Raw genomic sequence first — 18112 nt, forward strand, 5'->3', positions numbered from 1 at the left:
CGCCGGTTTGTAAAACAGGCGGCTCAGATTCTTGAAAGTATCACGATGATATTGTGACACCTGTGGATATGTCGCTCAGGCGGCCATCCCGTGTTCCGGCGCGCTGAGCGAGATGACGGCGACCACCGCCGCGCCGTTCAGCCAGTAATATATCGCATCCAGGCCCGAGAACCCAAACAGGCTTGGCGCGGCCAGAAAGGCGATCCCGACCAGCAGGTCGACAGTCAGGTGGAACTTGTAAGGCAGCACCCGCCAGATCCCCAGATGGTGGTCGGTCAGAACGGTCAGAACAAAGGCCGCCACCCCGGTAGCAACCGAAAGCCACAAAGCCATCTGGTTGGACTGGCCCAGCCCCAGAACAAATGGCAACACCATCAGCACCAGCGCGACCGGGTAATCGAGATAGGCGTGAACGGTGCGGGTAACGAAACGAACAGACATTGGAATCTCCTTTCCTTGCTTGGCATGGCCTCAAGCTAGGTCAGGCGGTTCGAACGTATTAGCCCGGATCGTTCGCAAAACATTGCAGATCGTCCGAAAACCCGTCGGATCAATGCATGGCGCGATAGGCGGCCGGGGACAGGCCGATCTGCTTCTTGAACACGCGGGAAAAGGCCGCCTCGGACGCATAGCCCACTTCGGCCGCGGCATCAGCAACGTTCCAACGGCTTTCCGTCAGACCGTGGCAGGCAATCTGCATCCGCCAGTCGGTCAGGTACTGCATCGGCGTCGTACCCATCTTTTCCGTGAACAGCTGCGCGAATGCGGTGCGTGACATCCCGGCCTCTCGCGCCAGTGACTCGACGCTCCATTCCCGCGCCGGGGCCTGATGAAAGGCGGTCAGCGCGCGCGAGACGCGCGGATCGGCAAACCCGGCAAGAGCGGTGTCGCTGGGGCTTTGATGTTCCAGATGGGCGCGGACAGCCTGCGCAAACAGCACCTCGGACAGTTTCATGGCGATCAGATCGCCGCCGATGCGGGCGCCATTGATCTCGGACCCGATCATGCGCAGGGTGGCTTCGATCCAGGCGCCGGCCTCTTCCCCGTAATTCTCGATCAGGATGTAGGGCGGCAAACGGTCGATCAGCATATGGCCGGTGCCCTGCCGCCCCGGCGGGCCGGTGAACGAAAAATGACCGCAGATCAGCTGCGTGTCGCGGCTTTGGTCCTCACCACCATAGATCAGGACACCGTCGCCCTGATACCCGGCCTCCTCCAGCACCTGTTCCAGCGGCAGGGCGTCCGGCGGCCGGACCTCATTGCACAGCAGCGCATGGGCGGCCCCGTGCGGGATCAGAATCAGATCGCCCTGCTTCAGACGCAAGGTTTCGCCCGTGTTAGAGACAAAAACCTTCAACTCGCCCCGCTGAACAAAATGAAACCGGGCGACGTTCTGAAAGGCCGGGACCTGAACGCCAAAAGGCGGTGTAAAAGAGGTGCGGAAATAGAATGTCCCGCGCAGGGACAGGCGGGTGAGGATATCGCTGAGCAGGTCCAACATGCAGGTAGCCTATACCCGTTTGCGCGCCCGTCCAGCCTTCTGAACGATCTGCACAAAAGCTTGAACGGCCGGCAAAGAAAAACCCCCGCCAAACGCGGGGGTTTTCGAAACCGGTATCCATGCAGATCAGGCGCGGACCAGCGCCTCGTAATCCGATGCAATCTCGCGGGTGATGTCGCCGACCTCAAAAGTGTAGTCGCCGATCTGGCCCACCGGCGTGACCTCGGCCGCCGTGCCGGTCAGCCAGCACTGTTCAAAGTCGGCCATTTCCTCGGGCAGGATGTGGCGTTCAATCACATTGATGCCCTTGTCTTTCAGCATCCGGATCACGGTCTGGCGGGTGATGCCGTTCAGGAAACAATCGGCCAGAGGGGTGTGCACCTCGCCGTCTTTCACGAAGAACACGTTGGCGCCGGTCGCCTCGGCCACGTAGCCGCGGTAATCCATGAACAGCGCGTCCGAGCAGCCTTTGGCCTCGGCCTTGTGCTTCGAGATGGTGCAGATCATGTAGAGCCCCGCCGCCTTGGCGTGAACCGGGATGGTTTCCGGGCTGGGGCGTTTCCATTCGGCGATGTCCAGCTTGGCGCCCTGCATCTTGGCGTCGCCGTAATAGGCACCCCAGGGCCAGACCGCGACGGCCATGCGCACCGGGTTGCGCGCCGACGCCACACCCATATCCTCGCCCGACCCGCGCCAGACCAGCGCGCGGATATAGGCATCCTGTAGCCCGCTGGCATTCAGCGCCTCTTGCTTGGCGGCCTCGATCTGATCGACCGTGAAGGGCATCGGGATATCCAGCGCCTCGGCCGAGGCGATCAGACGTTCGGAATGTTCGCGGCTTTTGAAGATCTTGCCGTCATAGGCGCGCTCGCCCTCAAAGACCGAAGACGCATAGTGCATCGCGTGAGACAGGATGTGCACATTGGCTTCGCGCCAGGGCACCAGTTCTCCATCCATCCAGATCACACCGTCACGATCATCATACCCCGCCATGCGAAACCTCCTGACCTGGGTTGAAATTTCCGATTGTTGCGCCAATTAAGTCCGAACCGGACATAAAGTTGCGCAAAAACTGCGACTCGATACCTGTCCACTCTTGGAATGTCAATAACGCTGACATAAAGTCGGCCCGGTGTAACGAATGAGGCATAATATGTCGGATACCCGCCCCGCCCAGGTCTTTGGCGGTGAGAGCCTGTTGTTTTTGACCGATGAGCAGTTGCGGCAGGGGATCGAAGCGATGTTTTTCGCCTATCGCGGCTTTACCGCCGACCCCGACCGTATCCTGGCCCAGATGGCCTATGGGCGTGCGCATCACCGGGCCATCCACTTCATCAATCGCGCGCCGGGCACCACCGTCAACAATCTGCTGGCCATTCTCGGGGTGACGAAACAGTCGCTGAACCGGGTGCTGCGGACGCTGATTGACGACGGGCTGGTCGAAAGCAGGGTCGGCACCGTGGACAAGCGCGAACGGCACCTGTTTCTGACCGAACAGGGCCGGGCGCTGGAGGCCAGGCTGTCCGAAGCCCAGCGCGTGCGCATGCGGGCGGCATATAAAGAGGCCGGCCCCGAGGCGGTGTCAGGGTTTCGTAAAGTGCTTGAAGCGATGATGGATGCTGATATGCGTCATGCCTACACGAAACTGCGGGATACCACCTCATGAGCGAAATGGACGCCCATCTGCTGATCGTCGACGATGACGAGCGCATTCGTGATCTGCTGAAGAAGTTTCTGATGCGGAACGGGTTTCTGGTCACCGCCGCCCGCGACGCCGCGCATGCGCGGCGGGTGTTGTCGGGGCTGGATTTCGACATGATCGTTCTGGACGTGATGATGCCCGGCGAGGATGGCGTCAGCCTGACCCGGGCGCTGCGCGACACGCATACCACGCCGATCCTGCTGTTGACGGCCCGGGGCGAAACCGAACATCGCATCGCCGGGCTTGAGGCAGGCGCGGATGATTACCTTGCCAAACCGTTCGAGCCGAAAGAGCTGTTGCTGCGGATCAATGCCATTTTGCGCCGCATGCCGGAAACACCGGCGCAGGACACCGCAACCAAGATTCTGAACCTCGGCCCGATCCGCTATGACGTCGAACGTGGTGAGATGTGGCACGGCGAAGACCCGGTGCGCCTGACCGCGACGGAAAGCCAGCTGATGAAAATCTTCTCGGCCCAGCCCGGCGAGCCGATCAGCCGCGCCAAACTGGTCGAGGATCTGGGCCGCGACAAGGGTCAGGCCCAGGAGCGCGCGGTGGATGTCCAGATCACCCGCCTGCGCCGGAAGATCGAACAGGACCCGAAGCAACCCCGCTATCTGCAGACAGTGCGCGGGGCCGGGTATATGCTGGCACCGGATTGATTATGCCGCTGCGCGGCGGTTTTAGGCCTTCGGCGAAGGTATTTTTAGCCAGATGAACAGGGGATCCCAATGAAGACCGCCCTTTTGACCCATGCGGATTGTCTTGGCCATGTAACGCCGGACGGGCACCCCGAACGGGTGGCCCGGCTGGAGCTTATTCTGCGTGCGCTGGAGGCGTTGGACCTGAACCGGGTGACGGCCCCTCTGGCAGCGGATGACGATTTGTTGCGGGTACACCCCGAGAGCTACATCCGGGATATTCGCAAGATGCGTCCGGCGGACGGGTTTGCCCAGATCGACGGCGATACCTTCATGTCTCCGGGGTCGGTTGATGCGGCCTATCGCGCCGCCGGGGCCGTGGTACGCGCGGTGGATATGGTTCTGGGCGGCGAGGCGCCGAATGCGTTTTGTGCGATCCGGCCGCCGGGGCATCATGCCGAGACTGACACTGCCATGGGGTTCTGCCTGTTCGGCAACGCAGCGCTGGCCGCGAAACACGCGCTGGATCATCACGGGTTGAGCCGCGTCGCAGTGGTGGATTTCGATGTGCATCACGGCAACGGCACGCAGGACCTGCTGTGGGACGAGAAGCGCGCGCTGGTGATCACCAGCCAGCAGATGCCGCTTTGGCCCGGATCGGGGCGACCCGATGAGACCGGCGCGTATGAGACCATCCTGAACATTCCCCTGGCCCCCGGCACCGGCGGGGCCGAGATGCGCGCGGCGTATGAGGCGCAGGCATTCCCCCGCCTGCGTGCCTTCAGGCCCGAATTGATCATCATCTCGGCCGGGTTCGACGCCCATCAGGATGATCCGCTGGCCAATCTGAACTGGTCTACCGGCGATTTCGCCTGGGTCACCGCCGGGTTGTGCGGGATTACGCGGGATCTGTGCGATGGCCGTATCGTCTCGACTCTGGAAGGCGGGTATGATCTGAACGCACTGGCCGAGGCCACACGCGCCCATGTGGAAGAACTGATAAAGGCAGCCCGATGACCGATATTCCTGTAAACCAGATGACCTTCGAACAGGCGATGAAAGAGCTGGAGGCCGTGGTTGGCCAGCTGGAACGGGGCGATGTCGCGCTGGACCAGTCCATCGCGCTGTATGAGCGCGGCGCGGCGCTGAAGAAGCGCTGCGAGGATGAGCTGAAGCGGGCCGAGGAAAAAGTCGCCGCGATCACGCTGGACGCCGAAGGCCAGCCAACCGGGACGACCCCTGTCGAAGGTCAGTAAATGTTTCGGGACATACTGGCGCAGGATGCCGCCCGGATTCAGCAGCACTTTGATCTGGTGCTGGGGATGCTGGACAAACTGGATGTAACCCGGGCGATGGCCTATGCCACCGAAGGCGGCAAACGTCTGCGCGGGTTTTTGGTGTTGGAAAGCGCACGCCTGCACGGCATCGGGGCCGCGCAGGCGATCTGGCCCGCCACTGCGATCGAAGCGTTACATGCCTATTCTCTGGTGCATGATGACCTGCCCAGCATGGATGATGACGATCTGCGGCGCGGACGCCCGACAGCCCATGTGAAATGGGACGAGGGCACGGCCGTTCTGGCCGGAGACGCGCTGCAAGCACTGGCATTCGAACTCTGCACCCGGCCCGAAGCCGGAAACGCCGAGATTCGCGCGGAACTGGCACTGATGCTGGCGCAATCCAGCGGCGCGCAGGGCATGGTTCTGGGGCAGGCACTGGACATCGCCGCGGAAACCGCGGCCGCACCACTGACACTGGCCGAAATCACGCGCCTTCAGGCGGGCAAGACCGGTGCGTTGATTGAATGGTCGGCCTGCGCGGGCGCGCGTCTGGCGCAGACCGATCCGGAACCGTTGCGCCAATATGCCCAAGCCCTTGGGCTTGCTTTTCAAATTGCTGATGACATCTTGGATGTCGAGGGCGATGCCGAAAAGGCCGGGAAACGGCTGCAGAAGGACGCGAAGGCCGGCAAGGCGACCTTTGTGTCATTGCTGGGGCTGGATGCGGCCCGGACCCGGGCTTCGGAACTGGTGGATCAGGCCTGTGCCGCGCTGGACGGGTATGGCGCGTCGGCTGAAACCTTGAAGGACGCCGCCCGCTTCGTTATTGCCCGGGACAGCTAAGCCAGGAACGCCAAATGTCTGACCGCCCGAATACGCCTCTGTTGGATCTTGTGAACCGCCCTGCGGATCTCAGGCAGTTTTCGGATGCGCAGCTGCGGCAGGTCGCTCAGGAATTGCGGGCCGAGACGATCTCGGCCGTGTCCGTCACCGGCGGCCATCTGGGCGCGGGGCTGGGCGTGGTCGAACTGACCACGGCGCTGCACGCCGTGTTCGAAACACCGCGCGACAAGATCATCTGGGATGTGGGGCATCAATGCTATCCGCACAAGATTCTGACGGAACGGCGCGACCGGATCCGCACCCTTCGGATGAAGGACGGGCTGAGCGGGTTCACCAAACGCAGTGAAAGCCCTTATGACCCGTTTGGCGCGGCGCATAGCTCAACCTCGATCAGTGCGGCTCTTGGATTCGCGGTCGCCCGCGATCTGGGCGGTGTGACGCCCGAGGGGCTGGGTGACGCAATCGCTGTGATCGGCGACGGTTCGATGTCGGCCGGCATGGCCTTTGAGGCGATGAACAATGCAGGCCATCTGAAGAAACGCCTGATCGTGATCCTCAACGACAATGAGATGAGCATCGCACCCCCGGTCGGCGCCCTGTCCAGCTACCTGTCGCGGATCTATACCGAGGCTCCGTTCCACGATCTGAAAGCCGCCGCCAAGGGCGCGGTATCGCTGCTGCCCGAACCTTTCCGCGAAGGGGCCAAGCGGGCAAAGGAAATGCTGAAAGGCATGGCCATGGGCGGCACCTTTTTCGAAGAGCTCGGATTTTCCTATATCGGCCCCATCGACGGCCATGACATGGACCAGCTGCTGCCGGTCTTGCGCACCGTCAAGGCGCGGGCGACCGGACCGATCCTGATCCATGTGCTGACCAAAAAGGGCAAGGGATATGCCCCGGCCGAGCAGGCTCGCGACAAGGGCCATGCCACCGCGAAATTCGACGTGGTGACCGGAGAACAGAAGAAAGCGCCTTCAAACGCGCCCTCCTATACGTCGGTATTTGGCAAAACGCTGGTGGACGAGGCCGCGCGGGACGACAAGATCGTCGCGGTGACCGCCGCGATGCCCGACGGCACCGGTCTGAACCTGTTTGCGGAACGCTACCCGTCGCGCTGTTTCGACGTGGCGATTGCCGAACAGCACGGCGTGACCTTTTCCGCCGCTCTGGCCGCCGGCGGGATGAAACCGTTCTGCGCGATGTATTCCACCTTCCTGCAGCGGGGTTACGATCAGGTCGTGCATGACGTGGCGATTCAGCGCCTGCCGGTGCGTTTTGCCATCGACCGCGCCGGTCTGGTGGGCGCGGATGGCGCGACCCATGCGGGGTCCTTCGATATTGCCTACCTGTCCAACCTGCCCGGCATGACCGTCATGGCCGCTGCGGACGAGGCGGAACTGATGCATATGGTGGCCACGGCGGCGGCCCACAATGGCGGCCCCATTGCCTTCCGCTATCCGCGCGGTGAAGGCGTGGGCGTCGACCTGCCCGAACGCGGCGAAGTGCTGGAGATCGGCAAGGGCCGTATGATCCAGAGCGGCGCGCGTGTGGCGCTGCTGTCCTTCGGCACCCGGCTGGCCGAAGTGCAAAAGGCGTCCGAGGCGCTGTCGGCCCGCGGCATTACCCCTACTATAGCCGACGCCCGTTTTGCCAAGCCGCTGGATCGCGAGCTGATTCTGGATCTGGCCGCCAACCACGAGGCGCTGATCACCATCGAAGAAGGCGCGGTGGGCGGCTTCGGCAGCCACGTGGCCCAGCTTCTGGCGGAAGAAGGCGTGTTTGATCAGGGGCTGAAGTACCGCTCGATGGTGCTGCCGGATATCTTTATCGATCAGGCCAGCCCGGCGGATATGTATGCCGTCGCCGGTATGAACGCCGAACAGATCGAGGCCAGAGTGCTGTCTGTTCTGGGCGTCACCACCCTCGGCGAAAAACGCGCCTAGTTTTCGGGCGGCATCAGAATTTTCGGATATTGCGTGGTGCCTCAAGAGGGACTCGAACCCCCGACCTTGTCCTTACGAAGGACCTGCTCTACCAGCTGAGCTATTGAGGCAAGCGAGGGTCCGTTTAAACGGTCATGTTGCGGCGTGCAAGCCTCGAAATTGCGGTGGATGCCCGGCAAGCCCGGGGGTGGTTCCCCCGCGTTCTGGGGGTGCAAGGCGTCTTTGGTTTGGGGCTCTGCGACCGGAAATCAAACTGATTCAGCGATTTACATGGGCGCGACGGGCGCGATGGAATCAAATTGACTGCTGTTCTATACTTCGATAATTCATGAAATATGATAGAACAGATTACGGATCAGCTGGCCATCCTGGGCCACCCACAGCGCATCTCGGTTTTTCGCATGCTTATGCGACGGTTTCCTGACAGGGTTCCCGCCGGAGAACTGGCGGCAGAGCTTGGCATCAAGGCAAGCACGCTTTCGAACTACCTGAACGCGCTGCAACGGTCGGGGCTGGTCAGACAGGAACGGTCCGGCACCTCTCTGCTCTATTCGATTGAAATGAAGAACGTGCAGCGGATGTTCGACTATCTGATTGTCGATTGCTGCCGTGGTCGCCCTGAAATCTGCATGCCCTTTACACAAGGAACAGGCACAATGACTGACCGGAAGTTCAACGTATTGTTCATTTGCGTGGGCAACTCAGCCCGTTCAATCTTTGCGGAATCCCTGCTGCGCGAAATCGCCGGAGAGAAGTTCAACGCATTTTCCGCCGGCACCAAACCATTTTCCGAACTGAACCCGTTTGCGCTGCAGGTGCTGAAGGACAAGGGGCATGACACATCGGTCCTGCGGTCCAAGAACCTGTCCGAATTCATCGGCCCGGACGCACCGGAGTTGGATTTTGTCTTTACTGTCTGCAATCAGGCCGCGAACGAAGAATGCCCGCCCTGGGACGGGCAGTCGATCAGCGGCCATTGGGGCATGATCGACCCGGTCAAGGCCGAAGGCACGGATGCCGAAAAAAGCCTTGCCTTTCAGAATGCCTACGGTGCGCTCAAACGCCGGATCGAAGCCTTTACCTCGCTTCCGGTCGAAAGCCTCGACCGGATCGCACTGCAATCGGCCGTCGATGAAATAGGCCGCAGCGCGTCAGAGGATGTAAAATGACAACCTATGCTGTGAACGGGCTGGGCCGCATCGGAAAACTGGCCCTGAAACCGTTGCTGGACAAGGGCGCCAATATCGCCTGGATCAACGATGCGGTCGGAGATCCCGCGATGCACGCGCATTTGCTGGAGTTCGACACGGTGCATGGGCGCTGGGACGCCCGATTTGAACATGACGCCGACAGTGTCACCATCGACGGCACACGCCTGCCCTTCATCGGCACCGGGGATCTGAACGCCCTGCCGCTGGACGGTGTCGATGTGGTGATCGATTGTACCGGCGTGTTCAAGACCGAAGCGAAGCTGGCCCCTTATTTCGCGGCCGGTGTGAAAAAGGTTGTGGTCTCGGCCCCGGTCAAGGACGGCCCGACCGCCAATATCGTGTTCGGCGTCAATGAAGGCACCTATGATCCGGCGCAGCACCGGATCGTCACGGCGGCGTCATGCACCACCAATTGTCTGGCCCCTGTGGTCAAGGTTATCCACGAAAATCTTGGAATCCGGCATGGCTCGATGACTACCATCCATGACGTGACCAACACCCAGACCATCGTCGACCGCCCTGCCAAGGACCTGCGCCGCGCGCGCTCGGCGCTGAATTCGCTGATCCCGACCACTACGGGCTCGGCCACGGCGATCACGCTGATCTATCCCGAACTGAAAGGCCGGTTGAATGGTCATGCGGTGCGGGTGCCGCTGCTGAATGCTTCGCTGACCGATTGCGTGTTTGAGGTTGAACGGGAAACCAGCGCCGAAGAGGTCAACGCCTTCTTCAAAGCCGCAGCCGAGGGCGATTTGAAAGGCATCCTTGGCTATGAAACGCGGCCTCTGGTCTCGACCGACTATACCAATGACGAACGGTCCTCGATCGTCGATGCGCCCTCGACCATGGTGGTGAACGGGACACAGGTGAAAATCTATGCGTGGTACGATAATGAAATGGGCTATGCGCACCGTCTGGTCGACGTGGCGCTGATGGTTGGACAGTCGCTGTGACTGACCGGCCCGAGGGACTGTCGGCTTATGTCGCGGTCACGGCGGCCTATTGGGCATTCATGCTGACCGACGGGGCCCTGCGTATGCTGGTGCTGCTGCACTTTCACACAATGGGGTTCTCGCCGGTTCAGTTGGCCTATCTGTTCGTTCTCTATGAAATCGCGGGCATGGGCACCAATCTGGCCGCGGGCTGGATCGCGGCGCGGTTCGGGCTGACCTCGACGCTTTATGCCGGGCTTGGGCTGCAGGTTGTGGCGTTGCTTGTCCTCACTCAACTGGACCCTAACTGGGCGATTCCGGCAAAAGTTACCTTTGTGATGATCGTTCAGGGGGCAAGTGGTGTGGCCAAGGATCTGGCCAAGATGTCCTCGAAATCCGCTGTCAAAATTCTGGCGCCCAGCGCGGGTGGCGGGCTGTTCCGTTGGGTCGCCATCCTGACCGGTTCGAAAAACGCGGTGAAGGGGTTGGGCTTTCTTCTGGGCGCTGCCCTGCTGGCCACGCTGGGCTTCATGTGGGCGACACTGGCCATGGCGATTGTGCTGGCGGTTATTCTGGTCGCGGTCTTTGCACTCATGCCGCCCGGCCTGCCCAAAGGCCGCAAGAGCGCAAAGTTCTCCGAGGTGTTTTCGAAATCCGCCAATGTGAACTGGCTGTCCGCGGCGCGGGTCTTTTTGTTCGGCGCGCGGGATGTGTGGTTCGTGGTGGGCATCCCTATCTATTTCTACGCCGTGCTGTCCGACGGCACCGAAGACGGCAACCGCGCCGCGTTCTTCATGATCGGCACCTTCATGGCCGTCTGGGTGATCCTATACGGTGCCGTTCAGGCCAGCGCGCCTAAAATTCTGCGTGCCGCCAGCCGCCCCGAGGGCGATCTGATCCGAGCGGCGCGCAGTTGGGCGGCGGCGCTGTTCTGCGTGCCGGCCGCGCTGACTGTCGCGGTGCTGGTCTCCGCAGGGCCCCAGACATGGCTGACCGTCACCCTTGTCCTTGGCCTCTTGGCTTTTGGCGCGATCTTCGCGGTCAACTCCGCACTGCATTCCTATCTGATCCTGGCCTTTACCAGATCGGAGCGGGTGACGATGGATGTGGGCTTTTACTACATGGCCAACGCAACCGGGCGGCTTGTGGGCACGGTCCTGTCCGGCCTCACATATCAGGTCGGCGGGCTGGCACTGGTTCTGGGCACCGCTGCCGTGATGGTGGCGCTGGCGGCGCTGACCTCGGGCAAACTGACCGATCAGACGCATGAGGCATATACATGAGCATCTTCGAACGCTACCTGACCGTCTGGATCGCCCTTGCGATGATCGGCGGCGTGCTGATCGGACAGGCCATTCCCGGGCTGGTTCAGCTGATCGCCTCGGCCGAACTGGTCAGCGTCAACCTGGTGGTGGCCCTGCTGATCTGGGCGATGGTCTATCCGATGATGGTCAGTGTCGATTTCGGCGCGGTCGCCGGCGTTGCCCGTCAGCCAAGGGGGCTGATCGTGACGCTGGTAGTCAACTGGCTGATCAAGCCCTTTACCATGGCTTTTCTTGCCGTGCTGTTCTTTGACCATGTCTTTGCCCCCTGGATTCAGCCCGAAGACGCAGCGCAATACACCGCCGGTCTGATCCTGCTGGGTGCGGCCCCTTGCACCGCCATGGTCTTTGTCTGGTCGCAACTGACCCGGGGCGACGCGACTTATACGCTGGTGCAGGTTTCGGTGAATGACCTGATCATGGTGGTCGCCTTCGCGCCGATCGTGGCATTTCTGCTGGGGGTCACGGATATTTCGGTTCCGTGGCAGACGCTGGTGCTGGCCACGGTTCTCTATGTGGTGCTGCCCTTGATCGCGGGCCTGATCACCCGCCGCAGGCTGGGATCGCAATCGGCTATCGACGCCTTTTCGGCCCGCGTCAAACCGTGGTCGATCATGGGGCTGATCGCCACGGTGGTCATCCTATTCGGCCTGCAGGGGCAGACCATTCTGTCCAAACCGATGGTGATCGGGCTGATCGCGGTGCCGATCCTGATCCAAAGCTACGGGATATTTGCCCTGGCTTACGGAGCGGCCTATGCGCTGAAAGTTCCCCACCGCATCGCCGCCCCCTGTGCGATGATCGGCACCTCCAACTTCTTCGAACTGGCCGTCGCCGTGGCCATCAGCCTGTTCGGCCTGAACTCGGGCGCTGCCCTGGCCACCGTGGTCGGCGTGCTGGTCGAGGTGCCGGTGATGCTGTCGCTGGTGGCCTTCGCCAACCGCACCCGCGCCCGGTTTGCGGAACCTGCAATGCACCCAGAGCTTCATAGTGGCAATTAGGAAAATCCAGAGCGTTCGTGCTATGATGGGTCGATTTTGAACCCGCTTATGAAATTATCCTACCCCGGAGGACATAACCACCGTGGACTATAGCGTCGCTCTGCTCATTTTTGGTATTCTGCTCCTTCTGGTAGGCCTTGCTGGCAAGGTTAAGGCGAAAGAGCTTGAAGTCGGTACTAGCAGCCCCTTTGTGCGTGTAATTGTCGGGTCCATAGGCGTACTGTTCGTGGGCCTTTCATTGTTCATTTCTCCGGCAAAAGATTATTTGCCCGATCTTTCCAAAATGCTTGCCGTAGACAAATCCGCACCTGTGCCCATGGACACTGAGCAAGACAGTCAGACAGCGGATAATGAACCAGCCCCACCTGTTCCGGTACAGCCGACTCCGGTTGTAGACACGCCATGGTTTGTCTTCCTCGGGGCCTTCCCGCACGCGGACTATGCCGGTGCACAGGATCTCAAATCAAAACTGGCCTCCAGCGTGAGCCAAGAGACGGTTATTTTGAACACCGATGATTATTCGAACCTCAAGGACGGGCTCTACGCTCTTGCCATTTCTTCGGGAACGCGGGCCGAGGCCGAATCAATAAGGGAAAGTGTCCTGCATCTGGTCCCTGAAGCCTATATAAAATCCGGTGGAGATGTTAAGACAAACTGACCCGGCATCTTTGCTTTCAAAACATGACAATGAGGTGAAACGCGAGTGGCGCCCAAACTGCAAAGACGATGGCTCTTGGCCTTTATCTCCATTTTTGCAGTGATGGGTAAAAAGCTGTGGGCTTTTGATTTTGTGAACAGGGAAAGTTGGGGGGCCAGAAATCCCAGCCGCCCAATGCTTCGCCATTCGCCTTCACGGATAACCATACACCACACTGCAACTGCCGCCCGTCCAGCGGTTTCAATTGGCGAAAAGATGAAATCGCTTCAGAGGTTTTCTCAGAGCGCAACGATTTTGGCTGACGGCAGGTCCAAGATTGCCTGGGGCGACGTTCCGTATCACTTCTACATAGACACGAATGGCACCATCGCAGAGGGACGCCCTGTGGAATATGCCGGCGACACAAACACGAATTACGACCCTATGGGTCACATTGGTATCGCGCTAGAAGGGAATTTTGACAACGAGATGCCTTCGCAATCCCAATTGATGTCTCTTGTTGACCTGCTGAAAAACCTGACGCTCCAATACAGCATTTCGCCCGATAACATTGATCATCACGGAACTTTCGCCGCCACCCAGTGCCCCGGGCGGCATCTGAAAGCGGAACTAGAGAACATCGTCGCGAACCTGGCCAAAACTGGCGTCGAGACCCGCAAAAATTAGACATTGAAACGACACGCAACTTTGCCGCTTCGCCTCTCAGCCTGATAGTCATACTGGCGACCCCGGCAGGATTCGAACCTGCAACCTGCCCCTTAGGAGGGGGCTGCTCTATCCAGTTGAGCCACGGGGCCGCGCAAGGCTCTCTGTACCTGTGTTTTTTCGGCTTGTCATGACCTTTGCGTAACAGTTGTAAATCGCGCCCTGTTCACGCTACCATCCGGCAAAACAACAACGCAGGTGCCTTCCGTGACCACAGAAACAAAACGCCCGCTTACCCTTCGTGATGTCTCGGAAGCGTCCGGAGTGTCGGAAATGACGGTCAGCCGGGTTCTGAGGAACAGGGGCGACGTTTCGGACGCCACCCGCACCCGCGTTCTGGCCGCCGCGAAAGAGCTGGGATATGTGCCCAACAAGATCGCAGGCGCGCTGGCCTCAAGCCGGGTGAACCTGGTGGCCGTGATCATCCCCTCGCTGTCGAACATGGTGTTTCCCGAGGTGCTGACCGGCGTCAATCAGGTGCTGGAAGACACTGAATTGCAGCCGGTGGTCGGCGTCACCGATTATATGCCGGAAAAAGAGGAAAAAGTGCTTTACGAGATGCTCTCGTGGCGGCCCTCGGGCGTGATCATTGCGGGGCTAGAGCATACAGACGCGGCGCGGGCGATGCTGGATTCGGCCGGCATACCGGTGGTCGAGATCATGGATACCGACGGCAAGCCGGTGGACGCGATGGTCGGGATTTCGCACCGCCGCGCCGGGCGCGAGATGGCGCAGGCGATCCTGAAGGCAGGGTATGAACATATCGGCTTTATGGGCACCAAGATGCCGCTGGACCACCGCGCCCGCAAACGGTTCGAAGGCTTCACCGAAGTTCTGGGCAAACACGGGGTCGAGATCGAGGACCGGGAGTTCTATTCCGGCGGGTCCGCTCTGGCCAAGGGGCGCGAGATGACGCAAACCATGCTGGAGCGCTCTCCCGAACTGGATTTCCTGTATTATTCTAACGATATGATCGGTGCCGGCGGGTTGCTGTACCTGTTGGATCAGGGGATCGAGGTTCCGGGCCAGATCGGCCTGGCCGGATTCAATAATGTCGAACTGCTGCAGGGTCTGCCCCGCAAGCTGGCCACGATGGATGCCTGCCGGCTTGAGATCGGGCGCAAGGCGGCCGAGATTATCGCAACACAGCTGGCCGACCCCAATGCCGAGGTCGACACCCGCGTGACCCTGACCCCCAAGATCAGCTATGGCGACACGCTGAAACGGCGCTGATCCGGTGGCTTTACAGCGACTGGACAACAAGACCGCGCGCGCCATTTTCATGGATCGACATGCGCTGGGGGAACCGCCTGCGGGCGGGGCGAAAGGCGCGGACCTGCTGGATCTGATCCGGCGTCTGGGTTTTGTTCAGCTCGACAGCATCAACACCGTCGCCCGCGCCCATGACATGATCCTGTTTTCGCGCCGGCATTCATACCGTTCCGGCAACCTTAAACGCCTCTACGAGCGCGACCGGGCGCTGTTTGAACACTGGACCCATGACGCCGCCGTCATTCCGATGGACTTCTACCCCCACTGGCATCTGCGGTTTCAGCGCGATGCGGCCCTGCTGAAATCGCGCTGGAAGAACTGGCGCCGCGACGGGTTCGACCAGCAATTTGCGACCGTTCTGCGCCATATTCGCGATCACGGTCCGGTGTCGTCATCGGATGTCGGCAAGGATGAAAAGAAAGGCTCGGGCGGCTGGTGGGACTGGCACCCGTCCAAAACCGCCTTGGAGTTTCTGTGGCGGTCCGGCGCGCTGACGGTCATTGGTCGCAGCGGGTTTCAGAAACGCTATGACCTGACGGAGCGGGTGATCGACACGCATCTTTGCCCGGGCAACATGCCGTGTGACGCGGACCAAACCATTGATTGGCTGTGTAACGCGGCGCTTGACCGGCTGGGCTTTGCCACGCCCGGAGAGCTGGCCGCGTTCTGGGATACCGTCAGCGTCGCCGAGGCCAAAAGCTGGTGCGAGCAGGGCCTGACACACGGGACTCTGGAAGAGATCGAGATCACATGCGCGGATGGGCGTGTCCGCAAACTGCTGGCCCGTCCGGGGCTGGCCGGAGAGGTTGATGCCCTGCCATCTCCGTCCGGCCGCATCCGGGTGCTCAGCCCGTTTGACCCCATGCTGCGCGACCGCAACCGGGCGGAGCGCCTGTTCGGGTTCCACTACCGGATCGAGGTGTTTGTTCCCGCCGCCAGGCGGACCTATGGGTATTATGTGTTTCCGTTGCTGGAAGGTGACCGGTTGATCGGCCGCATCGACATGAAGGCGCATCGGGACCGGGGGGTTCTTCAGGTCCGCGCAATGTGGCCCGAACGCAACCTGCGCTGGTCCGACGCGCGCACCCGGCGGCTGCGGTCAGAGCTGGACCGGGTTCGCAGATTTGCCGGGCTTGACGATGTGGAGTTTGCCGGGGATTGGCTGAAAGCCCCTACATAGGGCCTATTCCGCCGCCGACAGCGTCAGACGAACTGGGGCCAGCCCGTCAATTCCACCCTCGATCACGTCACCGGCCTGCACCGGCCCGACCCCGGCCGGGGTTCCGGTCAGGATCAGATCACCGGGCCGCAGGTGGTAATACCCGGACAGGTGGCTGAGGATCTCGTCGATCTTCCAGATCAGCTCCTCCAGAGTCGCGTCCTGACGCAGTTGCCCGTTGACGCTGAGGTGGATGCGGGTGCTGTCCCTGGGCGACCAGTCGCTGGCGGGGGTCAGGGGCGCAAACACCGCGCCATTCTCGACATCCTTGCCCAGATCCCAGGGTCGCTGCTTGTTGCGTTCGCGGATTTGCAGATCGCGGCGGGTCATGTCCAGCGCACAGCCATAGGCGAAAACGGCATCCCGGGCCTCGGCCCGTGCGGCGTGGAACAGCGGTCGTCCGACCGCAACGGCCAGTTCCATTTCGTGATGGTAGTTTTCCGTGCCCGGCGGATAGGGCACCGTTGCCCCGGACAGAACCGCGTTGGGCGCGGATTTCGTGAAGTAGAACGGCGCCTCGCGATCGACCTCATGGCCCATTTCGGCCGCATGGGCCGCATAATTGCGGCCAACGCAAAAGATCCGTCCCACCGGATAAGACGATTGCTGCCCCTGCACAGGAATTGCAAGCGGTTCGGGAAGAGTAAACACGCTGTCCGGCATCCGGGCCCCCTTTTGCGTCAAACGAGGCGCATCTTAGTGAAGATCATTGCCTGGACAAGCCTTCTCGACCGCTTCCCGCTTGACCGGGCCGTTGCAGGCCCTTGGCGCGGCGCGCAAGCCCGCCATCCGTACCTGCGAGGACGTGATCGGGACGTGTTCACAATTGGATGGCCGTGTCTTGAAAAACCGCCATCTGCTCTAGCTTCTTGTGGTACGGGGCGGTTTGCCCCGCGTAAACCGGGGCCTGGCGCGCCTCGGACACCACTCACTTGTTCGGTGGGCACACCATGTCCGCCGTAACCTGAAGACACTCACCACCGCTGAATTGTGGCGGAAACGGGTGCAAATGTTTCGGAGAACTAAGGCCAAAGATGCTGCCCCCAATAAGTCTTTGTGCCAATAGCGGGCCTAATTTTCAGGCTGGCACGTTCTCTGAACACAGGTCGGATCGCCGACAACATCCGGCGTAACCGGCCTCTGGCCAGGCGAATAAACCAGTGCAGGTCTGGCCGCCCCGCCGGGGAATGCCTGTTGTCTCTCCGGCGGGGTTTGATCCTGCACTCAGGGCTTCAAGTCACGCAAATCGTTCAGCAAGTCCAGCAGCGCCTCATGGCGGTCCGGACCCAGCTGCGAGCGAATGTCCTCGGCCAGACGGATCGTTACCTGGATATTGTCGCGGATGATCTGTTCACCTTTTGCGGTGATATCGACAATCTGGCGGCGCTTGTCGCAGGGGTGCACGCGCCGCTGGATCAGTCCTTTGATCTCAAGCTTTTGCAGGATACGGGTCAGGCTGGGCAGCAAAAGACAGGCCCGGTCGGCAAGGTGTGTCGGCTCTTGCGGGCCTTCTTCGTTGAGAACACGCAAAACGCGCCATTGCTGTTCGGTCACCCCCGCATCTGCAAGCATCCTGCGGATGGGACCCATGACCCGTTCCCGTGCCCGCAACAACGCTATGGGCAACGAGCGTGACGTCATCGGTAAATCACTGGTCATATTAAATATTGTACGAAATCCGGCGGTTGTGCAACTGGACAATCCTTTTCCGCCCTTCAATTCGCCTGTTTTCCCTTTGTTAGTGTCTATGTCATCAATCAGACGTGATGCGACCGCTCTGGCCTGAACATGGCCGCCGGCAAATGTCGTTGACCTTCACTGGCGAATGCCCATCACTGGCAGAAGCAGATTATCAGCGCCGGGCGCAGTCCCGGCCAAAATA

20 protein-coding genes and 2 tRNA genes are annotated in these 18112 nt (G+C 60.8%); 15 read left to right on the forward strand and 7 right to left on the reverse strand.

Translation table 11 applies throughout. The features are described from left to right. Nucleotides 1-75: 75 nt before the first annotated feature. The 3 genes from ACR0D8_RS14225 to ACR0D8_RS14235 form a co-directional block, all read right to left on the reverse strand. Entirely contained in the window at nucleotides 76-441 is a 366-nt protein-coding gene (locus ACR0D8_RS14225; protein ID WP_480647434.1) for an SPW repeat domain-containing protein, read from the reverse strand. Between the two features lie 109 nt (nucleotides 442-550). Then, nucleotides 551-1501, reverse strand: a complete 951-nt coding sequence (locus ACR0D8_RS14230; protein WP_475155824.1) for an AraC family transcriptional regulator — start codon at nucleotides 1499-1501, stop codon at nucleotides 551-553. 126 nt (nucleotides 1502-1627) lie between these two features. Next, complete coding sequence (locus ACR0D8_RS14235; RefSeq protein WP_480647436.1) at nucleotides 1628-2494, reverse strand: branched-chain amino acid aminotransferase; 867 nt, start codon at nucleotides 2492-2494, stop codon at nucleotides 1628-1630. A 160-nt stretch (nucleotides 2495-2654) separates the two neighbouring features. On the opposite strand from ACR0D8_RS14235, the gene ACR0D8_RS14240 reads away from it, so the two are divergent. From ACR0D8_RS14240 to dxs, 6 genes are all read left to right on the forward strand, one after another. Continuing rightward, the gene (locus tag ACR0D8_RS14240) at nucleotides 2655-3167 is read left to right on the forward strand and encodes a MarR family winged helix-turn-helix transcriptional regulator (protein WP_475155834.1); all 513 of its coding nucleotides are present in this window, start codon (nucleotides 2655-2657) and stop codon (nucleotides 3165-3167) included. Next, nucleotides 3164-3865, forward strand: coding sequence for a response regulator (locus ACR0D8_RS14245; protein WP_475155836.1), 702 nt, complete (start codon nucleotides 3164-3166; stop codon nucleotides 3863-3865). The genes ACR0D8_RS14240 and ACR0D8_RS14245 overlap by 4 nt, the downstream gene beginning before the upstream one ends. A 69-nt stretch (nucleotides 3866-3934) precedes the next feature. Further along, nucleotides 3935-4861, forward strand: a complete 927-nt coding sequence (locus ACR0D8_RS14250; protein WP_480647438.1) for a histone deacetylase family protein — start codon at nucleotides 3935-3937, stop codon at nucleotides 4859-4861. Then, on the forward strand, nucleotides 4858-5100 hold the full coding sequence (locus ACR0D8_RS14255; RefSeq protein ID WP_480647440.1) for an exodeoxyribonuclease VII small subunit: 243 nt from the start codon (nucleotides 4858-4860) through the stop codon (nucleotides 5098-5100). The genes ACR0D8_RS14250 and ACR0D8_RS14255 overlap by 4 nt, the downstream gene beginning before the upstream one ends. Then, nucleotides 5101-5967 (forward strand): polyprenyl synthetase family protein, encoded by an 867-nt coding sequence (locus ACR0D8_RS14260; RefSeq protein WP_480647442.1) that lies wholly within the window; start codon nucleotides 5101-5103, stop codon nucleotides 5965-5967. It abuts the gene before it with no gap. A 14-nt stretch (nucleotides 5968-5981) separates the two neighbouring features. Beyond that, complete coding sequence (gene dxs, locus ACR0D8_RS14265; protein WP_480647444.1) at nucleotides 5982-7910, forward strand: 1-deoxy-D-xylulose-5-phosphate synthase; 1929 nt, start codon at nucleotides 5982-5984, stop codon at nucleotides 7908-7910. Nucleotides 7911-7944: 34 nt separating this feature from the next. On the opposite strand, the gene ACR0D8_RS14270 is transcribed toward dxs, so the two are convergent. Beyond that, nucleotides 7945-8020 (reverse strand) — tRNA-Thr (locus tag ACR0D8_RS14270). A gap of 225 nt (nucleotides 8021-8245) precedes the next feature. Between ACR0D8_RS14270 and ACR0D8_RS14275 the strand changes: the two genes are divergently transcribed. The 6 genes from ACR0D8_RS14275 (at nucleotide 8246) to ACR0D8_RS14300 (ending at nucleotide 13700) form a co-directional block, all read left to right on the forward strand. Beyond that, nucleotides 8246-9079, forward strand: coding sequence for an arsenate reductase/protein-tyrosine-phosphatase family protein (locus ACR0D8_RS14275; RefSeq protein ID WP_480647446.1), 834 nt, complete (start codon nucleotides 8246-8248; stop codon nucleotides 9077-9079). After that, nucleotides 9076-10074 (forward strand): ArsJ-associated glyceraldehyde-3-phosphate dehydrogenase, encoded by a 999-nt coding sequence (locus ACR0D8_RS14280; RefSeq protein WP_480647447.1) that lies wholly within the window; start codon nucleotides 9076-9078, stop codon nucleotides 10072-10074. The genes ACR0D8_RS14275 and ACR0D8_RS14280 overlap by 4 nt, the downstream gene beginning before the upstream one ends. Beyond that, the gene (gene arsJ, locus ACR0D8_RS14285; RefSeq protein ID WP_480647449.1) at nucleotides 10071-11336 is read left to right on the forward strand and encodes an organoarsenical effux MFS transporter ArsJ; all 1266 of its coding nucleotides are present in this window, start codon (nucleotides 10071-10073) and stop codon (nucleotides 11334-11336) included. The genes ACR0D8_RS14280 and arsJ overlap by 4 nt, the downstream gene beginning before the upstream one ends. Beyond that, nucleotides 11333-12376 (forward strand): ACR3 family arsenite efflux transporter, encoded by a 1044-nt coding sequence (gene arsB / locus ACR0D8_RS14290; RefSeq protein WP_480647451.1) that lies wholly within the window; start codon nucleotides 11333-11335, stop codon nucleotides 12374-12376. The genes arsJ and arsB overlap by 4 nt, the downstream gene beginning before the upstream one ends. Before the next feature lie 82 nt (nucleotides 12377-12458). Next, nucleotides 12459-13034 carry a hypothetical protein gene (locus ACR0D8_RS14295; protein ID WP_480647453.1) on the forward strand — a complete coding sequence of 192 codons (576 nt, stop codon included), beginning with the start codon at nucleotides 12459-12461 and terminating at the stop codon, nucleotides 13032-13034. A gap of 45 nt (nucleotides 13035-13079) precedes the next feature. After that, nucleotides 13080-13700 (forward strand): peptidoglycan recognition protein family protein, encoded by a 621-nt coding sequence (locus tag ACR0D8_RS14300; RefSeq protein ID WP_480647454.1) that lies wholly within the window; start codon nucleotides 13080-13082, stop codon nucleotides 13698-13700. 54 nt (nucleotides 13701-13754) lie between these two features. Here ACR0D8_RS14300 and ACR0D8_RS14305 read toward each other — a convergent pair. Then, nucleotides 13755-13831: transfer RNA gene (locus ACR0D8_RS14305), tRNA-Arg, on the reverse strand. A 115-nt stretch (nucleotides 13832-13946) separates the two neighbouring features. Here ACR0D8_RS14305 and ACR0D8_RS14310 point away from each other — a divergent pair. Both ACR0D8_RS14310 and ACR0D8_RS14315 read left to right on the forward strand, forming a co-directional pair. After that, complete coding sequence (locus tag ACR0D8_RS14310; protein WP_475155930.1) at nucleotides 13947-14972, forward strand: LacI family DNA-binding transcriptional regulator; 1026 nt, start codon at nucleotides 13947-13949, stop codon at nucleotides 14970-14972. Nucleotides 14973-14976: 4 nt separating this feature from the next. Then, nucleotides 14977-16191: a winged helix-turn-helix domain-containing protein gene (locus ACR0D8_RS14315; RefSeq protein WP_480647456.1), complete on the forward strand. Its 1215-nt coding sequence runs from the start codon at nucleotides 14977-14979 to the stop codon at nucleotides 16189-16191. A gap of 3 nt (nucleotides 16192-16194) precedes the next feature. Here the strand turns inward: ACR0D8_RS14315 and ACR0D8_RS14320 are convergent, their stop codons facing one another. Both ACR0D8_RS14320 and hpaR read right to left on the reverse strand, forming a co-directional pair. Next, nucleotides 16195-16893: a fumarylacetoacetate hydrolase family protein gene (locus tag ACR0D8_RS14320; RefSeq protein ID WP_480647459.1), complete on the reverse strand. Its 699-nt coding sequence runs from the start codon at nucleotides 16891-16893 to the stop codon at nucleotides 16195-16197. A 561-nt stretch (nucleotides 16894-17454) separates the two neighbouring features. Then, nucleotides 17455-17889: a homoprotocatechuate degradation operon regulator HpaR gene (gene hpaR / locus ACR0D8_RS14325; protein WP_475155942.1), complete on the reverse strand. Its 435-nt coding sequence runs from the start codon at nucleotides 17887-17889 to the stop codon at nucleotides 17455-17457. Between hpaR and ACR0D8_RS14330 the strand changes: the two genes are divergently transcribed. Continuing rightward, the gene (locus ACR0D8_RS14330) at nucleotides 17819-18016 is read left to right on the forward strand and encodes a hypothetical protein (RefSeq protein ID WP_480647743.1); all 198 of its coding nucleotides are present in this window, start codon (nucleotides 17819-17821) and stop codon (nucleotides 18014-18016) included. The two genes, hpaR and ACR0D8_RS14330, sit on opposite strands and share 71 nt — an antisense overlap. Nucleotides 18017-18112: the final 96 nt, after the last annotated feature.

It is taken from the genome of Ruegeria sp. BG10 (genome assembly GCF_056538575.1).